General features: G+C 68.3%; 17 protein-coding genes. 8 read left to right on the top strand and 9 right to left on the bottom strand.

The genetic code is table 11. The annotated features are described in order from the left end of the window. Positions 1-4: 4 nt before the first annotated feature. Positions 5-1,291, top strand: a complete 1,287-nt coding sequence (locus HCX50_RS09035; RefSeq protein WP_167633935.1) for a DNA recombination protein RmuC — start codon at positions 5-7, stop codon at positions 1,289-1,291. An 81-nt stretch (positions 1,292-1,372) separates the two neighbouring features. On the opposite strand, the gene HCX50_RS09030 is transcribed toward HCX50_RS09035, so the two are convergent. Next, positions 1,373-1,663, bottom strand: a complete 291-nt coding sequence (locus HCX50_RS09030) for a hypothetical protein (protein WP_105709557.1) — start codon at positions 1,661-1,663, stop codon at positions 1,373-1,375. 183 nt (positions 1,664-1,846) lie between these two features. After that, entirely contained in the window at positions 1,847-2,833 is a 987-nt protein-coding gene (gene glpX, locus HCX50_RS09025; RefSeq protein ID WP_029262953.1) for a class II fructose-bisphosphatase, read from the bottom strand. A gap of 185 nt (positions 2,834-3,018) precedes the next feature. On the opposite strand from glpX, the gene fbaA reads away from it, so the two are divergent. Beyond that, positions 3,019-4,047, top strand: coding sequence for a class II fructose-bisphosphate aldolase (gene fbaA, locus HCX50_RS09020; RefSeq protein WP_091034247.1), 1,029 nt, complete (start codon positions 3,019-3,021; stop codon positions 4,045-4,047). 91 nt (positions 4,048-4,138) lie between these two features. Here the strand turns inward: fbaA and HCX50_RS09015 are convergent, their stop codons facing one another. The 4 genes from HCX50_RS09015 to HCX50_RS09000 all read right to left on the bottom strand — a co-directional run bounded on the left by HCX50_RS09015 (position 4,139) and on the right by HCX50_RS09000 (position 8,068). Next, entirely contained in the window at positions 4,139-5,401 is a 1,263-nt protein-coding gene (locus HCX50_RS09015) for a hypothetical protein (RefSeq protein WP_167633933.1), read from the bottom strand. Between the two features lie 25 nt (positions 5,402-5,426). Then, entirely contained in the window at positions 5,427-5,960 is a 534-nt protein-coding gene (locus tag HCX50_RS09010) for a DUF6264 family protein (RefSeq protein WP_029262956.1), read from the bottom strand. A gap of 234 nt (positions 5,961-6,194) precedes the next feature. Continuing rightward, positions 6,195-6,986 (bottom strand): IclR family transcriptional regulator, encoded by a 792-nt coding sequence (locus tag HCX50_RS09005; RefSeq protein ID WP_029262957.1) that lies wholly within the window; start codon positions 6,984-6,986, stop codon positions 6,195-6,197. 2 nt (positions 6,987-6,988) lie between these two features. Then, a complete protein-coding gene (locus HCX50_RS09000) occupies positions 6,989-8,068 on the bottom strand; it encodes a 4-hydroxy-3-methylbut-2-enyl diphosphate reductase (RefSeq protein ID WP_181156177.1) in 1,080 nt (359 codons plus the stop codon). 64 nt (positions 8,069-8,132) lie between these two features. Here HCX50_RS09000 and xseA point away from each other — a divergent pair, with 64 nt between their 5' ends. Genes xseA through HCX50_RS08975 form a run of 5 tightly spaced genes read left to right on the top strand, consistent with a single transcriptional unit; the run spans position 8,133 to position 12,401 of the window. Further along, a complete protein-coding gene (gene xseA / locus HCX50_RS08995) occupies positions 8,133-9,410 on the top strand; it encodes an exodeoxyribonuclease VII large subunit (protein WP_029262959.1) in 1,278 nt (425 codons plus the stop codon). A 36-nt stretch (positions 9,411-9,446) separates the two neighbouring features. Further along, positions 9,447-9,689 carry an exodeoxyribonuclease VII small subunit gene (locus HCX50_RS08990; RefSeq protein ID WP_029262960.1) on the top strand — a complete coding sequence of 81 codons (243 nt, stop codon included), beginning with the start codon at positions 9,447-9,449 and terminating at the stop codon, positions 9,687-9,689. Continuing rightward, a complete protein-coding gene (locus HCX50_RS08985; protein ID WP_167633931.1) occupies positions 9,686-10,330 on the top strand; it encodes a DUF4245 family protein in 645 nt (214 codons plus the stop codon). Before HCX50_RS08990 ends, HCX50_RS08985 begins: the two co-directional genes overlap by 4 nt. Then, positions 10,327-11,010, top strand: a complete 684-nt coding sequence (locus tag HCX50_RS08980) for a carbonic anhydrase (protein WP_167633929.1) — start codon at positions 10,327-10,329, stop codon at positions 11,008-11,010. The genes HCX50_RS08985 and HCX50_RS08980 overlap by 4 nt, the downstream gene beginning before the upstream one ends. Then, positions 11,007-12,401: a class II fumarate hydratase gene (locus tag HCX50_RS08975; RefSeq protein ID WP_167633927.1), complete on the top strand. Its 1,395-nt coding sequence runs from the start codon at positions 11,007-11,009 to the stop codon at positions 12,399-12,401. The genes HCX50_RS08980 and HCX50_RS08975 overlap by 4 nt, the downstream gene beginning before the upstream one ends. Positions 12,402-12,463: 62 nt before the next feature. On the opposite strand, the gene HCX50_RS08970 is transcribed toward HCX50_RS08975, so the two are convergent. The 3 genes from HCX50_RS08970 to HCX50_RS08960 all read right to left on the bottom strand — a co-directional run bounded on the left by HCX50_RS08970 (position 12,464) and on the right by HCX50_RS08960 (position 15,957). Then, entirely contained in the window at positions 12,464-13,849 is a 1,386-nt protein-coding gene (locus tag HCX50_RS08970) for a PhoH family protein (RefSeq protein ID WP_029262965.1), read from the bottom strand. Positions 13,850-14,007: 158 nt separating this feature from the next. Continuing rightward, on the bottom strand, positions 14,008-15,138 hold the full coding sequence (locus HCX50_RS08965) for an aminotransferase class V-fold PLP-dependent enzyme (protein WP_091034272.1): 1,131 nt from the start codon (positions 15,136-15,138) through the stop codon (positions 14,008-14,010). Between the two features lie 39 nt (positions 15,139-15,177). Continuing rightward, complete coding sequence (locus tag HCX50_RS08960) at positions 15,178-15,957, bottom strand: isoprenyl transferase (protein ID WP_091034563.1); 780 nt, start codon at positions 15,955-15,957, stop codon at positions 15,178-15,180. Between the two features lie 98 nt (positions 15,958-16,055). Between HCX50_RS08960 and trhA the strand changes: the two genes are divergently transcribed. Then, the gene (gene trhA, locus HCX50_RS08955; protein ID WP_091034275.1) at positions 16,056-16,787 is read left to right on the top strand and encodes a PAQR family membrane homeostasis protein TrhA; all 732 of its coding nucleotides are present in this window, start codon (positions 16,056-16,058) and stop codon (positions 16,785-16,787) included. Positions 16,788-16,806 lie beyond the last annotated feature (19 nt).

Genomic DNA, 16,806 nt, shown 5'->3' with positions numbered 1-16,806 from the left:
ACACATGGATGCTCTGGCTGTGGTTCTCCTCCTCGTCGCCCTCGCGGTGGGTGTCGCTGTGGGCTGGTTCCTGCACGCAGGACGTGGGGCCGCTGATCTCGCGCGCGCTCAGGCCGAGCTGGCCGCCGCGCGAGACGACCGCGACCGACAGTACGACCTCTACCGCGATGCCGTCGAGCACTCACGGAACGAGCAGCGAGCCGAGGCGCAGCGCGTGCAGCAGCAGAACGCGGTGCTGACGGCGCTGGCTCCGGTGCGGGAGAGCCTGCAGCAGATGCAGACCAAGGTCACCGCGATCGAACGCGAGCGCCACGCCCAGTTCGGCACACTGGAGGAGCAGCTGCGACGCGCGCAGGAATCCGACGAGGCGCTGCGGGCGACCACGGAGTCCCTCGCCGGAGCGCTGCGCTCGACGGCCACGCGCGGAGTGTGGGGCGAGACGCAGCTGCGCCGTGTGGTGGAAGCGGCGGGGCTCACGCGTCACATCGACTTCGACCTGCAGGCGACGATCTCCTCCGACCGGGGCCAGGGTCGGCCCGACATGGTCATCCGTCTCGCCGGCGGCAGCTCCATCGCGGTCGACGCCAAGGTGCCGCTCGACGCGTATCTCGAGGCATCGGCGCTGTCGGCGGGCGACGCCCAGGAACCGCAGCGGCGATCCCTCATGCAGAAGCACGTCAAGGCCGTCCGCGTGCACATCGATGCCCTGGCCAAGAAGGCGTACTGGGCCGGACTCGACGCGAGTCCCGAGTTCGTGATCTGCTTCCTGCCGAGCGAGTCGCTGCTCGCCGCGGCCATCGACGAAGACCCCACCCTGCTCGACTACGCGTTCAGCCGACGAGTGGCTCTCGCGTCTCCCGTGAATCTCTGGGCCGTCCTGAAGACCGTGGCTTTCACGTGGACGCAGCAGGAGGTGTCGACCGAGGCACGCACGCTGCTCACTCTCGGCACGCAGCTCTACGACCGGTTGGGCACTCTCGCCGGGCATGCCGACGATTTGCGCCGCGCCCTGGAGCGCACGGTCGACAGCTACAACCGCTTCGCCGGCTCGCTCGAGACGCGCGTGCTCGTGACGGCGCGGCAGTTCCCCGGCGTCGACGCCGCGGCTCTCGTATCCGTTCCGGCGGTGACGGAGGGCACGGGACGACGGTTCACCGCTCCCGAGCTGATCGCCGCAGACGAGCACGGGGACGAACCCGTCGCCGAAATGCCAGAAGCCACGGATCACATCGGAGCGGCATCAGTGCGTGCGGACGTGGGCGAGGTACGGATTCGCCTCGACGAGATCTAGGGCCCACCGACGCTGTGCACCGCCGTCACGCCTGCACTGCGGCCTACGGCGTAGCGCGCGGACGAACTGTCGAGCAGCGCCTCAGGCGATGCCGGGAACGCCGCTGAGCAGCAGGATCACGAGGCCGCTGGTGGCGAGGAACGCTCCGATCATCCACCAGGCGCTGACCTCATGACCCTCGTCGCGGCGGACGCGGAACAGCACGTCAGCGCGGCGAGCCGGATCGGCGACCGCCGCCGGTGGGGTGGTGACGGACGGGGTGGCTGCGACGCCCTGCTCGGCGTCGGCGCTCACTCGGAGAATCCGTCCGGTGTTCGTCGTGATGATCTTCGTCGCGGCGGCCTTCGAGCCACTCGTGTGCTGCGTTGTCATCCGTTCGCCCTCCTGTGCCTGCGGTGCCTGACGGCTCCGTCCACGGCGACAAACCCAGTGACAATTGTGACACGGCGCTCCGGAAAGCGTGGCTCACCCCGCCCCGAGCCCATACCGGCTCGATAACGATGCCGTCGTCGCCGCCGGGAGAACACGCCCTCAGCAGGGCCGGGGAATGGGGAATCAGAGCCACTTCGAGACGAGGTGCTCCGAGGCGATGCGCCGGAGGGTTCCGGAAGCACCACGGAGCACGACGCTCTCCGTGTACACATAGCCCCGCTCACGGCGGACGCCCGCCACGAGCTGGCCGTCGGTGACACCGGTCGCGACGAAGATCGTGTTGTTGCCCTGCACCAGGTCGTCGGCCTCGTAGACCCTGTCCATGTCGAGTCCGGCGTCGATCCCGCGCTGACGCTCGTCGTCGTCACGTGGCCACAGACGACCCTGGATGTGTCCGCCGAGCGCCTTGATGGCGCATGCCGTGACGATGCCCTCGGGGCTGCCGCCGACGCCGACGCACATGTCGGTGCGCGCATCATGCCGGGCGGCGTTGATCCCACCCGCGACGTCACCGTCGCTCATCAGTCGGGTGCCGGCGCCCGCATCGCGGATCTCCTGGATGAGTTGCTCATGACGCGGACGGTTCAGCACCGACACGACGATCTCGTCGACGGGCTTGTCGAGCGCACCGGCGAGCTTGCGGATGTTCTCGCCGATGGGGAGCCGGATGTCGACGACACCGACGCCTGCGGGCCCCGTGACGAGCTTGTCCATGTAGAAGACGGTGGAGGCATCCAGCATCGTGCCCCGGTCGGACACCGCGATCACGGACAGCGCGTTCTGCCGACCCGCTGCGGTGAGGGAGGTTCCGTCGATGGGATCGACTGCGATGTCGCACAGCGGTCCGCGCCCGGTGCCGACGACCTCGCCGTTGAACAGCATGGGTGCGTTGTCCTTCTCGCCCTCGCCGATCACGACGCGGCCTTGGAAGTCGACGGTGCCCAGGAACGCGCGCATCGCGTCGACGGCCGCCCCGTCGGCGGCCTCCTTCGCGCCTCGACCGATGAAGGGGACCGCGCGGATGGCCGCAGCCTCCGTCGCTCGCACCAACTCCATCGCGAGGTTACGGTCGGGACGAAGAGGGCTCAGATCCGCAGTCAGACTCACCATGCGGTCAGCCTAGCTATCGAAGCGAGCGAACAGCCCGGTTTTCCGCCTCTATCCCGCGAAGGAATCGCGATTCTTAACGCCTGGGCACGAGCGACCGTGCGAGCGGTGCGGCCGACCTTCGATACGACTCCGGTGGCCCCGATAGAGTGGCACCTGTCCCGGCTTCCCCTATCGCAGGAGTTCTCATGCCCGTCGCCACCCCGGATCAGTACGCCGAAATGCTCGACCGCGCGAAGGCCGGCGGCTTCGCGTACCCCGCATTCAACGTCTCGAGCTCGCAGACGATCAACTCCGTCCTCCAGGGGCTGACCGAGGCCGGCTCCGACGGCATCATCCAGGTCACCACGGGTGGAGCCGACTACTTCGCCGGCCACACCGTGAAGGCACGCGCCACCGGTGCACTCGCCTTCGCCCGCTTCGCCACCGAGGTCGCCAAGAACTACCCGGTCACCGTTGCGCTGCACACGGACCACTGCCCGAAGGACGCCCTCGCCGGCTTCGTCGAGCCGCTGATCGCAGCATCCGAGGACGAGGTCAAGGCCGGTCGCAACCCGATCTTCCAGTCCCACATGTGGGACGGTTCGGCCGTTCCCCTCGCGGAGAACATCGAGATCGCGAAGGACCTGCTCCCCCGCATGAAGAACATCAACGCCATCCTCGAGGTCGAGATCGGCGTCGTCGGTGGCGAAGAGGACGGCGTGCAGCACGAGGGCTCGAACGACGCCCTCTACACGACGTTCGCCGACGTCGACCAGGCTGTGCAGGCCCTCGGTCTGGGCGAGCAGGGTCGCTACATCGCCGCCCTCACCTTCGGCAACGTGCACGGCGTGTACAAGCCGGGCGGCGTCAAACTGCGCCCGGAACTCCTCGGCGAGATCCAGGCCGAGGTCGCGGCGAAGTACAACACGGGCGCCAAGCCGCTCGATCTGGTCTTCCACGGCGGCTCCGGCTCGACCGATGAGGAGATCGCCCTCGCGGTCGCGAACGGTGTCATCAAGATGAACATCGACACCGACACGCAGTACGCCTACACGCGCGCGATCGCCGACTACATGTTCAAGAACTACGACGGCGTGCTGAAGGTCGACGGCGAGGTCGGCAACAAGAAGCAGTACGACCCCCGCGCCTGGGGCAAGATCGCCGAGTCGGCGATGGCCGCCCGCGTGGTCGAGTCGACCCGTCAGCTCGGCTCGTACGGCCAGTCGAAGAGCTGATCCGTCACGACTTCGATGAGAGATGCCCCAGCCGGTCGGCTGGGGCATCTCTCATTTCGCAGCGTGGCGCGGTCGGCCAGCCGGGCAGCCGTCAGCCTCGGCCGCGGTGGATCCGGACGATCGAGATCGCTGCATCGATCAACGCATCGATCACGAGCAGCAACCCGAGGGTCCTGCCCGCTCCCCGCACGCGAGACGTTACCCACGCTCCCGCGGCGAACTCCCCGAACGACAGGGCGAGGCCGACCACGGGACGGCGGCGGAGAGCCTCGCCGAGCGGGCGTTCCCGACGGGTGAGAGGCGTGAACTCCCCGACCCCGGCGATCGCCGTCTCCCGCACCGCGGTCCACCACCCCACCGGCAGGAACCGCCGTTGCGGCCGTGCGGTCGCCCCGCCGAACGCGGCGTCGATCAAGTCCGGCGCGACGCCGAAGGCGGCCAGGAAGGCTCGCTCGCGGGACTCGGCACCGATCACACCACCCAATGCCTCGGGAATCAGTGCGCGGTGGGCGGCATCCACGTCGAGCCTGACGGCGGCGGCCAGCTCCAGGAGCTCATCGCGGCTCCCGTCACCCTCGGTGAGCAGTCGACGGTAGATCTCCGCAGTCTCGGGAACACGGATGGCGTCGATGTCGAGCACGGGTAGGGTGTCGCGTTCCGCATCCGTCCAGAACGGCACCGGACCGCCGTTGCCCGCGGTCACCTCGAACCACACGTCGGCGTCCGCGCGATTCAGCTCGATCACGGGCACCTCTGCCCTGGAGGTCGACCAATCACCGGTCGGCTCCGAGGTCTCGAACTGCTGAAGCGACCAGTCGCCGGACTCCCGGTGATCGACGGGCATTCTGCGCGCCGTCGCCAGGATCCTCGCGATGCCGGGGCCGCGGTGCGAGAACGCGGAGACCCTCACCGCCGAAGCCGCGAACAGTGCGGAATCGATCGCGGCATCCTCCGACTCGTCGGCGCCCACCTCGGCCGAATCGTCGATGAGCTCGTCGACCAGTTCCTCCACCGGATCGAAGCCGAACGCCTCGTCCTCATCCACGTCCACGTCCACGTCCACGTCCAGCCAGAGCGTCAGGCCCTCCGCCTCGAAGGCTGACTTCAGCTCGCTCGTCGACAGGGTCGACTCGACCGTGTCCTCCTCGCTGAGCGTCAGGACGTGGCCGTCGTCCGTCACCGGGATCGCGAGTACGGCCTCCTCCCGGTCATCCCACGCGGCTGTCGCATCGCGCATACCGGCGGGAACACGCAACAGGGAGAGGATGTCTCGGGCCGCTGGCCGAGGGTCGGAGCCGTCGCCACGATCCACGGAGGCGTAGGAGAGCTGGATGCCGAAGCTGTTCTGAAGCATCCTTCGACAGTACGTGCTCCCGCGGCTACTGCCCGACGGTCGCGAGGTAGGCCACGAACGCCGGGTCGTTCATCATCGGCACCGAGATGCAGATCGTCACGACGATCATCGTCGCCAGCGCACCCGCGATCGGCACCCACCAGCTGATCCGTCGACGCCGCAGACGTCGGATCGACAGCGCCGCCGTGATCGACCATCCGACGGCGAGCACGATGGCCGCGATCGTCCCCCAGATCCGCCCCTGGGCGAAGTTCGTGAACTCCCCCTCGATGCCGAGGATCTTCATCGTCTCGTTCATCACGGTGGGCAGATCGAGATACGACAACCCGGTGATGATGATGTTCACCAGGCCGTAGGCAAGCAGCGCGATGGTCACGAAGCGGTCGACCGGGTGCGGACGTGCCGCCGGGGCGCTCGCGCTCGGATCGGGCACCGTCGGGCCTGCGGCCGGCGGTGCCGGCGGGGCGACGACGACCTCGTCGAGGGGCGGCAAGCCGGCGGCTCGCCGCTGCTCCTCGGGCGTGGCGAGTTCGCCGTACTGCGGGCGCTGATCGGTCATCCCGCCATGCTAACCGTCCCGACCCTGGGCGATTCACAGCGAGGGCGCGTGAAAACGATAGCGGCCCCGGAGAAGTGGGGACTTCGCGGGGCCGCGGACGTGAAGCGCTGGGGACGCTTCTCATCCAATTTGATCACCGGCGCTGGGGACGCCTGTGGTGATCAGTAGCGCTGATGCATGCCGCTACTCACCTGATCATAGGAAAACGTGTGCCCGAGCACCAGGGGTCAGACTTCAGATAGTGAACTCCGCGCCGTCGGAACCCGCGTCGAGGTTGTCGGCGCCGAGTTGCAGCGAGAGCCGTCTGGCCGTTCGCTGCAGCGTCGCCACCAGCTCGCTGTCCACCACTGCGCGGTCGGCCGGCAACGAGATCGCGAGCGACGCGGTGACGCCGGGGGCGATGACCGGCACCGCCACACAGGTCGCGCCGATCACATACTCCTCATGATCCACCGCCCACCCGGGCGAGTGCTCCAGCTGGGTCAGCAGTGTCGTGCGGTCGCTGATCGTGCGCGGCGTGAGCTCCTCCAGGCGATGTCGGGAGAGGTAGTCCAGTCGCTCATCATCGGGCAGGTCCGCCAGGATCTGCTTCCCCAAAGCCGTCGCGTGCGCGCTCGACTGCAGTCCGACCCACAGCTCCACCCTCGGGTTGCGCACCGCGTCGACGATGTCGACCAGGTGCATCTCTCCATCAGCGAACCGGGAGAGGTACGCGGTCGCCCCCACATCCTCCGTCACGTCCCGGAGGGCGGCTCGGACTCGAGCCAGGAAGACGCCCCGCGAGTCGATCTGCTGCTGGAACGAGGGGAACCGGGTCCCGAGCACCAATCCGTCGGGTTCGGAGCTCAGATACCCCTCATGGACGAGGGTGCGCACGAGATTGTATGTCGTGCCCGGCGTCAATCCCGTGATCGCCGCCAGCATCTTGGTCGGAAGCGGCCGAGGTGAATTGGCGACGATGTCGACCAGCCGCAGCGCGCGCTGTACCGACCCGATGAGGGTCGGCTCCGCTTCCGCGGCGCTCAACGCTACGCGCCTCCTCCAGTGGCGCGACCGCCGAGTGCACGATCGTCACGCTGACCGGAAGCATCGTGTCGAAGCTCCTTGGGCAGGGAGAACATGAGGTCCTCCTCTGCGGTCTTGACCTCTTCGACATCACGGTACCCGGCGTCGCCGATCGCATCCAGTACCTCGCGCACCAGTACCTCGGGCACGGATGCACCACTCGTGACGCCGACGGTCTCGACGCCGTCGAGCCACTCCTGCTGGATCTCCTCCGCGTAGTCGACGCGGTAGGCGGCCTTCGCGCCGTACTCGAGCGCGACCTCGACGAGGCGCACGCTGTTGGAGGAGTTCGACGAGCCGACGACGATCACGAGGTCGGCACCGGCCGCGACCTTCTTGATCGCGACCTGGCGGTTCTGCGTGGCGTAGCAGATGTCATCGGACGGCGGGTTGTGCAGCTCGGGGAAGCGCGTGCGCAGCCGGTTCACCGTCTCCATCGTCTCGTCGACCGAGAGAGTGGTCTGCGAGAGCCAGACGACCTTGTTGGGGTCCTTCACGACGACGGTGTCTGCCTCTTCCGGGGAGTTCACGACCGTGACGTGCTCCGGGGCCTCGCCTGCCGTCCCCTCGACCTCTTCATGACCCTCGTGACCGATGAGCAGGATCTCGAAGTCGTCGCGGGCGAATCGCACGGCCTCGCGGTGAACCTTGGTGACCAGAGGGCAGGTCGCATCGATCGCGTGCAGTCCACGATCCGATGCGGCGTTGACGACCGCCGGGGAGACGCCGTGCGCACTGAAGACGACGTGCGCGCCCTCGGGGACCTCGTCGACCTCTTCGACGAAGATCGCGCCCTTCTCCTCGAGCTCGGTCACGACATGGATGTTGTGCACGATCTGCTTGCGCACATAGACCGGGGCGCCGTAGCGTTCGAGCGCCTTCTCGACGGCGACGACGGCGCGGTCGACGCCGGCGCAGTAGCCGCGCGGCGCGGCGAGCAGGACCCGCTTGCGTCCGGCCACCGGGTTATCCTGAAGCCGTCCGGCCGCCGCACGAACACGTGGGAGACGGGGGACGGGGAGATGCACGGCAGTCGAAGTCACCCTTGGATTCTACCGCCGCGCGGCTGTGCGGGGCCGGAGAGACCAGGGTCAGGAACGGGAGCGGATGACAGTCTTCGAAGCGACGACGGGCCAGGGTGAGACGCCGCCCGCCGATTCGGTCGCCCCTCGCGATTCCACAGCCGATGCCCCCACCTCGGTCACGAGGCTCAACGCGACGATCCGCGACTTCATCGCCCGCTGGAACACGGTCTGGGTCGAAGGTGAGATCACGTCCTGGAACGTGCGCGCCGGCAACGTCTTCGCACGGCTGAAGGACACCCGCTCGGACGCGCAGATCTCGATCCGCGTGTGGTCGAGTGTGCGCGGACGCATCCCGTCCGACATCGGCATCGGCGATCACGTCGTCGTCGCGGTGAAGGCCGACTACTTCGTCAAAGCCGGAGACTTCAGCTTCGCGGTCTCCGCGATGAAGCACGTGGGGCTCGGCGATCAGCTCGAGCGTCTCGAGAAGCTCCGTGTGCAGCTGCGTCAGGAGGGTCTGTTCGACCCGGCCCGGAAGAAGCGCCTGCCGTTCCTCCCGCACGTCATCGGGCTGATCACCGGCGAGCGCTCGGACGCCGAGAAGGACGTGCACCGCAACGCCGAGCTGCGCTGGCCGCAGGTGCGCTTCCGCACCGAGTACGCCGCCGTGCAGGGTGATCGCTGTGTGCCCGACACCCTGGCGGCCCTCGCGAAATTGGACGCGGACCCCGAGGTCGACGTCATCATCATCGCCCGCGGCGGCGGTGACCCGCAGACGCTCCTCGGCTTCAGCGATGAGCGTCTCGTGCGGGCGGTTTCCGCGGCGACCACTCCCGTCGTCAGCGCGATCGGACATGAGAACGACCACCCCCTCCTCGACGATGTCGCCGACCTCCGCGCGTCCACCCCGACGGATGCGGCGAAGCGCGTGGTACCCGACGTCGGAGAGCAGCGAGCTCTGATCGCGCAGCTGAGATCCCGCGCGACGTCGCGCCTCACGCAGCGCCTCACGCACGACATCGCACAGCTTGAGCAGCTCCGCTCCCGCCCGGTCCTGCGCTCCCCCGCGCCGATCATCGACGCGCGCGCGCAGGAGCTGTGGCTCCTGCTGTCGCGTGGTCGTGACAGTCTCACCCGGCAGCTCGACCTCGCCGGACGTCGCACCAGCGAGCTGCGCGCCTCCCTGCGGGCGCTCTCCCCCGCGGCGACCCTGGCTCGCGGCTATGCGATCGCGCACCTCGAGGGCGGCGTGATCCTTCGCGATGCGGCGGATGCGCCGGCAGGCAGCGCCCTGACGATCACGGTCGATCGTGGATCGGTGGCTGCCCGCTCGGAGGGCGAGATCCCTGAGAACGACTGAGCCGGGCCGACACGACGCACGACGTAGGATGGAGGGGTGAGCGCCCTGAACGACATCCCCGTGGAGACGCTGTCGTTCGAGGCAGCCCGTGACGAGCTCGTGAAGGTCGTCGCCGAGCTCGAACAGGGCTCTCCGACCCTCGAGCACTCGCTCGCCCTCTGGGAGCGCGGCGAGGCGCTGGCCGCTCGCTGCGAGGAGTGGCTGCTCGGCGCGAAACGCCGTCTGGATGCCGCTCGCGCAGCCGCGTCGGACGACGAGACTCCTGGCGGAGACGCATGAGCAAGCAGCCTCCGATCATCGCCGAGCTCGGACGCCCCGAGACGCCGGACGAGACCGCCGCCCGCAAGGCGGCGTCGAGCAAGGCCTATCGATCCAGCCAGACCTTCCGCAATCTCATCGCGGCGCTGCTGGTCACCGTGGCCGTCGTCGCCGTCATCATCTTCGCCGTGCCCCGGGGCGAGCCTGTCGAGCGCAAGCCGCTCGACGTCGCGTCCGTGGCCGAAGGCGTGGAGTCCTCGATGCAGCGCCCCGTCCTTATCCCCGAGCTCGGCACCTTCTGGCGCGCGAACAAAGCGGAGATGCAGGGCGGCGCCACGGTCGTCTGGGAAGTGACGCTCGCCCCGAAATCCGACACCGAGCGCGGCTTCATCAAGGTCGCGCAGGCCTTCGACGCCGACGCGTCCTGGGCCCCGCAGCGTCTGAGCGGCATCGCTCCCACGGACACGGTGCGCATCGGCGGACTCGACTGGGACGTCTACAAGCCCGGTAGCGCCGAGTCCAACGCGAACGTCACCTACGCCATCGGCACTCAGGCGGGCGACGACTACATCCTGCTCTACGGCGCGCGCTCCGCAGACTCCACCGCGGAGCTCGCAGAATCCCTCATCCCGCAGATCCGCGACATCTCGGAGGCCTCATGACGCACCCCCTGACCCCGGCCGCAGCCTGGCAGCAGATGCAGGATGGCAACCGCCGTTTCGTCGCGGACGAGCCGCGTCACCCGAACCAGGATGTGCTCCGCCGCAAAGACCTGGCGGCGGCGCAGCACCCCGTCGCCACGTTGTTCGGCTGCTCCGACTCCCGTCTCGCCGCTGAGATCATCTTCGACCTCGGCCTCGGCGACCTGTTCGTCGTACGCAACGCCGGCCAGGTCATCGGTGAATCGATCGTCGCGAGCCTCGAGTACGCGGTCGCGGTGCTCGAAGTGCCTCTGATCGTGGTCCTCGCGCACGACTCCTGCGGCGCGGTTCGCGCAGCGATCGACGGCACCGCGATCGACGCCGCGCCCCTGCCGCCGCACATCTGGAAGCTGATCGCCCCGATCGTTCCCGCGGCCCGGAAGGTCCTGGCAGAGAACGGCGGCGGCACCGTCGCCGACATCGACTCGGAGCTCGTCGGCATCGAGCACCTGCGCAACACCGTGCGCGACCTGCTGCAGTCGTCCGAGATCATCAGCAACGCCGTCACCGAAGGCCGTCTCGGCATCGTCGGCGCCAACTACCGTCTGGCCGAAGGCGTGGCAGTGCCCGTCATCACGGTCGGGCTCGACACCGACGTCACCAAGGGGATCGACCCCGCAACCAAGGAGGGTTCGGAATGACCGATAACGAGTACCGCATCGAGCACGACACCATGGGTGAGGTGCGGGTGCCCGTGAATGCCCTCTACGGGGCGCAGACGCAGCGCGCCGTCGAGAACTTCCCGATCTCGGGCAAGGGTCTCGAATCCACGCAGATCGCCGCGCTCGCGCGGATCAAGAAGGCTGCGGCGCTCGCCAACAAGGAGCTCGGCACGCTCGACGGAGCCATCGCCGACGCGATCGCGCAGGCCGCCGATCAGGTGGCCTCCGGCGCGCACGATGGCGAGTTCCCGGTCGACACCTATCAGACCGGTTCCGGCACGTCGTCGAACATGAACATGAACGAGGTGCTCGCGACCCTCGCGACCGGCATCCTCGGCTCGACCGTGCACCCGAACGACCACGTGAACGCCTCGCAGTCGTCGAACGACGTGTTCCCGACGTCGGTGCACATCGCCGTGACGCAGGCCCTCATCGACACCCTCATCCCCGCGCTCGACCACCTCGCGGTCGCCCTCGAGGCGAAGGCGGAGCTCTGGAAGGATGCGGTCAAGTCCGGCCGCACGCACCTCATGGATGCCACGCCCGTGACCCTCGGCCAGGAGTTCGGCGGCTACGCCCGACAGGTCCGCCTCGGCATCGAGCGCGTGCAGTCCGCTCTCCCCCGCGTCGCCGAGGTCCCCCTGGGCGGCACCGCGGTGGGCACCGGTATCAACACGCCCCTCGGCTTCCCGCAGAAGGTCATCGCGCTGCTCGCGGCCGAGACCGAGCTGCCCATCACCGAGGCCAAGGATCACTTCGAGGCGCAGGCCAACCGCGACGGCCTGGTCGAGGCATCCGGCGCTCTGCGGACGATCGCCGTCTCGCTCACCAAGATCAACAACGACCTGCGGTGGATGGGCTCCGGCCCCAACACGGGCCTCGGAGAACTGCACATCCCCGACCTCCAGCCCGGCTCCTCGATCATGCCCGGCAAGGTCAACCCGGTGGTCCCCGAGGCCGTGCTGATGGTGTGCGCGCGGGTGATCGGCAACGATGCGACGGTCGCGTGGGCCGGAGCATCCGGTTCGTTCGAGCTCAACGTCGCGATCCCGGTGATGGGCACGGCCGTGCTCGAGTCGATCCGTCTGCTGTCGAACGCTTCGCGCGTACTCGCCGACAAGACGATCGACGGTCTGCAGGCGAACGTCGAGCGGGCGGCGGCTTTCGCGGGTATGAGTCCGTCGATCGTCACTCCGCTCAACAAGCTCATCGGCTACGAAGCTGCGGCGAAGATCGCCAAGCACTCGGTCGCCAAGGGCATCACCGTGCGCGACGCCGTGATCGACCTCGGCTATGTCGAGCGCGGCGACCTCACCCTCGAGCAGCTCGACGAGAAGCTCGACCTGCTCTCGATGACCCACCCGGGCTGACCCGCACGAAACGACGGATGCCGCGAGGACTCGTTCCTCGCGGCATCCGTCGTTTCCGGTCGTCAGCTGAGCTCTCCGCCCTCCAGGAGCTCGGTGACGAGGGCGGCGATGGCCGAGCGCTCGGAGCGCGTCAGGGTGACATGCCCGAAGAGCTCGTGCCCCTTCAGCGTCTCGATCACGCTGGCGATCCCGTCGTGCCGGCCGACGCGGAGGTTGTCCCGCTGACCGACGTCGTGGGTGAGGATGACCCGCGAGTTCTGTCCCATGCGGCTCAGCACCGTGAGCAGCACGTTCCGTTCCAGCGATTGCGCCTCATCGACGATCACGAAGGCATCGTGCAGGGAGCGTCCACGGATGTGGGTGAGCGGCAGCACCTCGAGCAGTCCGCGCTCGACGACCTCTTCGATGACGTTGCCGGAGACGACCGAGCCGAGCGTGTCGAACACCGCCTGCCCCCAGGGGCCCATCTTCTCGCCCTGGTCGCCGGGCAGGTAGCCGAGCTCCTGGCCGCCGACCGCGAACAGCGGCCGGAACACGATGATCTTCTTCTGCTGCTGGCGCTCCAACACGGCCTCGAGCCCGGCGCACAGTGCGAGCGCCGACTTGCCGGTTCCCGCACGACCGCCGAGGGAGACGATGCCGACCTCCTGGTCGAGCAGCAGGTCGATCGCGATCCGCTGCTCCGCCGAACGGCCGTGCATGCCGAAGATGTCGCGGTCGCCGCGCACCAGGCGGAACTCGCCATCACCCGTGACGCGCCCGAGAGCGGAGCCGCGCTCGGAGTGGATGATCAGCCCGGTGTTCACCGGGATCCCCCGAGCCTGGTCGCTGATGCCGACTTCGCTCTCGTACAGGTCGCTGATGTCGTCGCCGGAGAGGTCGAGCGTCGCGATGCCGGTCCATCCGGAGTCCACCGCCTGCTCGGCGAGGTACTCCTCTGCCCGGAGTCCCAGCGATGCGGCCTTCACGCGCATCGGCAGGTCCTTCGAGACGATCGTGACGTCCTGGCCGTCTTGCGCGAGATGCATCGCGACCGAGAGGATGCGGGTGTCGTTGTCGCTGAGACGGATGCCGGCCGGGAGCACCGAGGAGTCGGTGTTGGCGAGCTCGACGCGGAGCGTGCCGCCCTCCCCGACCTCGACCGGAAAGTCCAGGCGTCCGTGTTCGATGCGCAGGTCGTCGAGGTGCCGCAGCGCCTGGCGTGCGAAGTATCCGATCTCCGGGTCGTGACGCTTGCCCTCCAGCTCCGTGATCACGACCACCGGGACGACGACCGAGTGCTCTGCGAAACGGAAGAACGCCTGCGGATCGCTCAGCAGAACGGAGGTGTCGAGCACGTAGGTGCGCAGATCCTGATCCGGATCGGCGGACGATGATGCCCGGCTTGACGTCTTACGGGTGGACTGCTGCGCGGTGCTGGTGGCCTGCTGCGCTGTACGTGTGGTCACGACCCACTCCCGACCCGGGGAATCCCGGCTATTCGAACGAGTCGACCAGGGGGTCACGAGCCGCGAACCTGAGGCCGACCCGAACGGGCGCCTTGCCCGATGCCTAGAACGTACGACCGCCCAGGGGATTAACCCGGGCTAGACACGCCAGGGATTCGTTACGCGCTGATGAACGTCTCGTTGCCGAACGCGTGCAGCGTCTCGTCGAGCAGTTCAAGGGTGGCCGCGTCTGTGCCCGCGTGCGGGGCGATGCGCACCGAGGATCCGCGCGCCGTCACCACGATTCCTGCATTCGCCAGCGCCGCCGCGAGCCGGGCGGGCTCTTCCGGCGCCAGCGCGACGATGCCGGCACGCTGCGAGCGCTCGCGCGGCGAACTCACCTCGATCCCATGGCGGTCGGCGATCTCGATGACACGGTCGACGTTGTCGGCGAGCCGCTCCTCGATGGCGGCGACTCCGGCGTCGCGCATGTCGCGCACACCGATCGCGAGTCGTCCCGCAGCGAGGGTGTCCGGCTGACTGACCGTATACGCCCTGGCGGATGCCGCCGGAGCCGGCAGCTCGTCGACGAACAGGTCGGTCGCCGTGGTCCCGGTGATCCCGGAGAGCACGGGGACGATCCGCTCCCGTGCTCGCGGCGCGAACCAGGCGAAGGCGCTGCCCCTGCCCGCACGCAGCCACTTGTAGCCGTGTCCGACCACCACGTCGGCGGCCGTGTAGTCGACGTCGATCACGCCGAACGACTGCACCGCGTCGACGATGAGCAGGCGGTCGGGACCGATCACGTCACGCAGTGCGGCGAGGTCGACACGGTACCCGGTGCGGAAGTCGACGTGACTCACCGCCAATGCGACGATCTCGTCGTCGAGAGCCTCGGCGACCGCATCCGGCGTCACGCGTCCGTCGTCGGGCGTGATCCACCGGGGCGTGACCGCGCGGTCCGATGCGGTCGCGGCCCGCTCGAGCGTCAGGCTGACGCTGGGGAACTCCGCCGTGCTCGCGATGACCGCCCCGGAGATGCCGTACAGCGCGTGCATCAGTCCCTGCGTCGACGAGGGCTGCAGGGTGACGTCGGCAGCGTCGCCGCCGAGCATCTCCGCGACGAGCTCTTGCGCCTGACCGACGCGCTCGGCGACCAGCGACAGGGAGGAGGGGCGTCCGCTTCCCAGGAGGTCGGCGTCGGCGAAGACCTCTTCGCGCACCGAGGGAGACAGCGGGCCGAAAGCCGCCCAGTTCAGGTAGCCGGACTCGTTGTCGAACGTGTCGACATAGTCCTGGAAAGTGCTCACTGCGTCATTGTGACACGGTGCCGGTCGCACCGCCTCCGGTCAGCGGCCGAACCGGCGTTCGCGATCCGTGTAGTCGCGGATCGCGCGGAGGAAGTCGACCTGTCGCAGATCCGGCCCGAGGGCCTCGACGAAATAGAACTCGCTGTGCGCGCTCTGCCAGAGCAGGAAGTCGCTGAGTCGCTGCTCACCGCTCGTGCGGATGACGAGATCGGGATCCGGTTGTCCCCCGGTGTACAGGTGCTCGCCGATCATCTCCGGAGTGAGGTGGGCGGCGAGGTCCTCCAGCGTGCCGCCCGAAGCTTCGTGCTTGGTGATGATGCTGCGAACCGCGTCGACGATCTCGTTGCGACCGCCGTAGCCGACGGCGAGATTCACGTGGAGTCCGCTGTGGTCCTTGGTGCGCGCCTCGGCGTCGGCGAGCACTCTGGCGAGTTCGGGCGGAAGGATGTCGGAGCGTCCGACGTGCTTGACGCGCCAGTTGCCCTCCTGGGACAGCGCCTCTGCCAGCTCGGCGATGATCTCGATGAGGTCGGCGAGCTCCGCGGAGTCCCTCTTTCGCAGGTTGTCGCTGGAGAGCAGATACAGCGACACGACGCGCACGCCGAGTTCGTCGCACCAGCCGAGGAACTCACGCATCTTCGCAGCCCCGGCCCGGTGGCCTTCTGCCGCACTGTCGAATCCGAGCTGGCGCGCCCATCGCCTGTTGCCGTCGATCATCATCGCGACGTGATGTGGGACGGAAGCGGGATCGAGGTGGCGACGCAGCCGACTGGTGTAGAGCCGATACAGCGGCCCTCGCACCGGATTCTCGCGTGATATCACCTCCCTACGCTACCGTGCCAGGGCTTTCGCCACGGTGTGCGGATGCTGAGGATCATGTGCTCGTCGAGGTATGCGCATCGGCTTAGAGTGAGCACGTGAGCACTCCCGAACAGTCCGGTCCCGATGTCCCCGAGCTCCCGCTGCACGCCGCCGGCGAAGTCGATGCCGCGGTGGAGATCCGGCCCACATGGCGAGGATGGATCCACGCGGGCACCTTCCCCGTGGCGGTGGTCGCCGGCGCGATCCTGATCCTCGTGGCCGATGGGGCCGCAGCGAAATGGGCCTCCGCCGTGTTCATGGTCACCTCGATGCTGCTGTTCGGCAACTCGGCGCTGTACCACCGGTTCGATTGGAAGCCGAAGGTGAAGGTACTCCTGAAGCGGATCGATCACGCGAACATCCTGCTGCTGATCGCCGGTACCTACACGCCGCTGGCGGTGCTCGCGCTGCCGCCTGAGCAGGGCGTGCTGCTCCTCTGCCTCGTCTGGGGTGGGACCGCCATCGGAATCCTGTTCCGAGTCTTCTGGATCAACGCGCCGCGCTGGCTCTACGTCGCCCTGTACCTGCTGCTCGGCTGGGCGGCCGTGATGTACATCGGCGACCTTCTCGCGGCGAACGTCGCGATGATGGTGCTCGTCATCGTCGGCGGGCTCCTGTACACGGGCGGCGCGGTCGTCTACGCGCTCAAGAAGCCGAATCCCTGGCCCGGCCACTTCGGCTTCCACGAGATCTTCCACGTGTGCACCGTGCTCGCGTTCCTGTGCCATTGGACCGCGTGCCTGCTCATCGCCCTCGCACCGCTGTCGCCCTCGCTCGGCGCTCCGTAGTCACCCGTCGGCCTGGGCT

The sequence above is a fragment of the Microbacterium sp. B19(2022) genome (assembly GCF_012030385.1).
GTDB classification, from domain to species: Bacteria; Actinomycetota; Actinomycetes; order Actinomycetales; family Microbacteriaceae; genus Microbacterium; species Microbacterium oxydans_B.
This window is presented reverse-complemented; position numbering and strand designations above follow the sequence as displayed.

Excerpts from the sequence above, each read along its gene's own strand:
- HCX50_RS09035 (WP_167633935.1), top strand. The coding sequence starts at position 5 with ATGGATGCTCTGGCTGTGGTTCTCCTCCTCGTCGCCCTCGCGGTGGGT.
- HCX50_RS09030 (WP_105709557.1), bottom strand. The coding sequence starts at position 1,663 with ATGACAACGCAGCACACGAGTGGCTCGAAGGCCGCCGCGACGAAGATC.
- glpX (WP_029262953.1), bottom strand. The coding sequence starts at position 2,833 with ATGGTGAGTCTGACTGCGGATCTGAGCCCTCTTCGTCCCGACCGTAAC.
- fbaA (WP_091034247.1), top strand. The coding sequence starts at position 3,019 with ATGCCCGTCGCCACCCCGGATCAGTACGCCGAAATGCTCGACCGCGCG.
- HCX50_RS09015 (WP_167633933.1), bottom strand. The coding sequence starts at position 5,401 with ATGCTTCAGAACAGCTTCGGCATCCAGCTCTCCTACGCCTCCGTGGAT.
- HCX50_RS09010 (WP_029262956.1), bottom strand. The coding sequence starts at position 5,960 with ATGACCGATCAGCGCCCGCAGTACGGCGAACTCGCCACGCCCGAGGAG.
- xseA (WP_029262959.1), top strand. The coding sequence starts at position 8,133 with ATGACAGTCTTCGAAGCGACGACGGGCCAGGGTGAGACGCCGCCCGCC.
- HCX50_RS08985 (WP_167633931.1), top strand. The coding sequence starts at position 9,686 with ATGAGCAAGCAGCCTCCGATCATCGCCGAGCTCGGACGCCCCGAGACG.
- HCX50_RS08980 (WP_167633929.1), top strand. The coding sequence starts at position 10,327 with ATGACGCACCCCCTGACCCCGGCCGCAGCCTGGCAGCAGATGCAGGAT.
- HCX50_RS08975 (WP_167633927.1), top strand. The coding sequence starts at position 11,007 with ATGACCGATAACGAGTACCGCATCGAGCACGACACCATGGGTGAGGTG.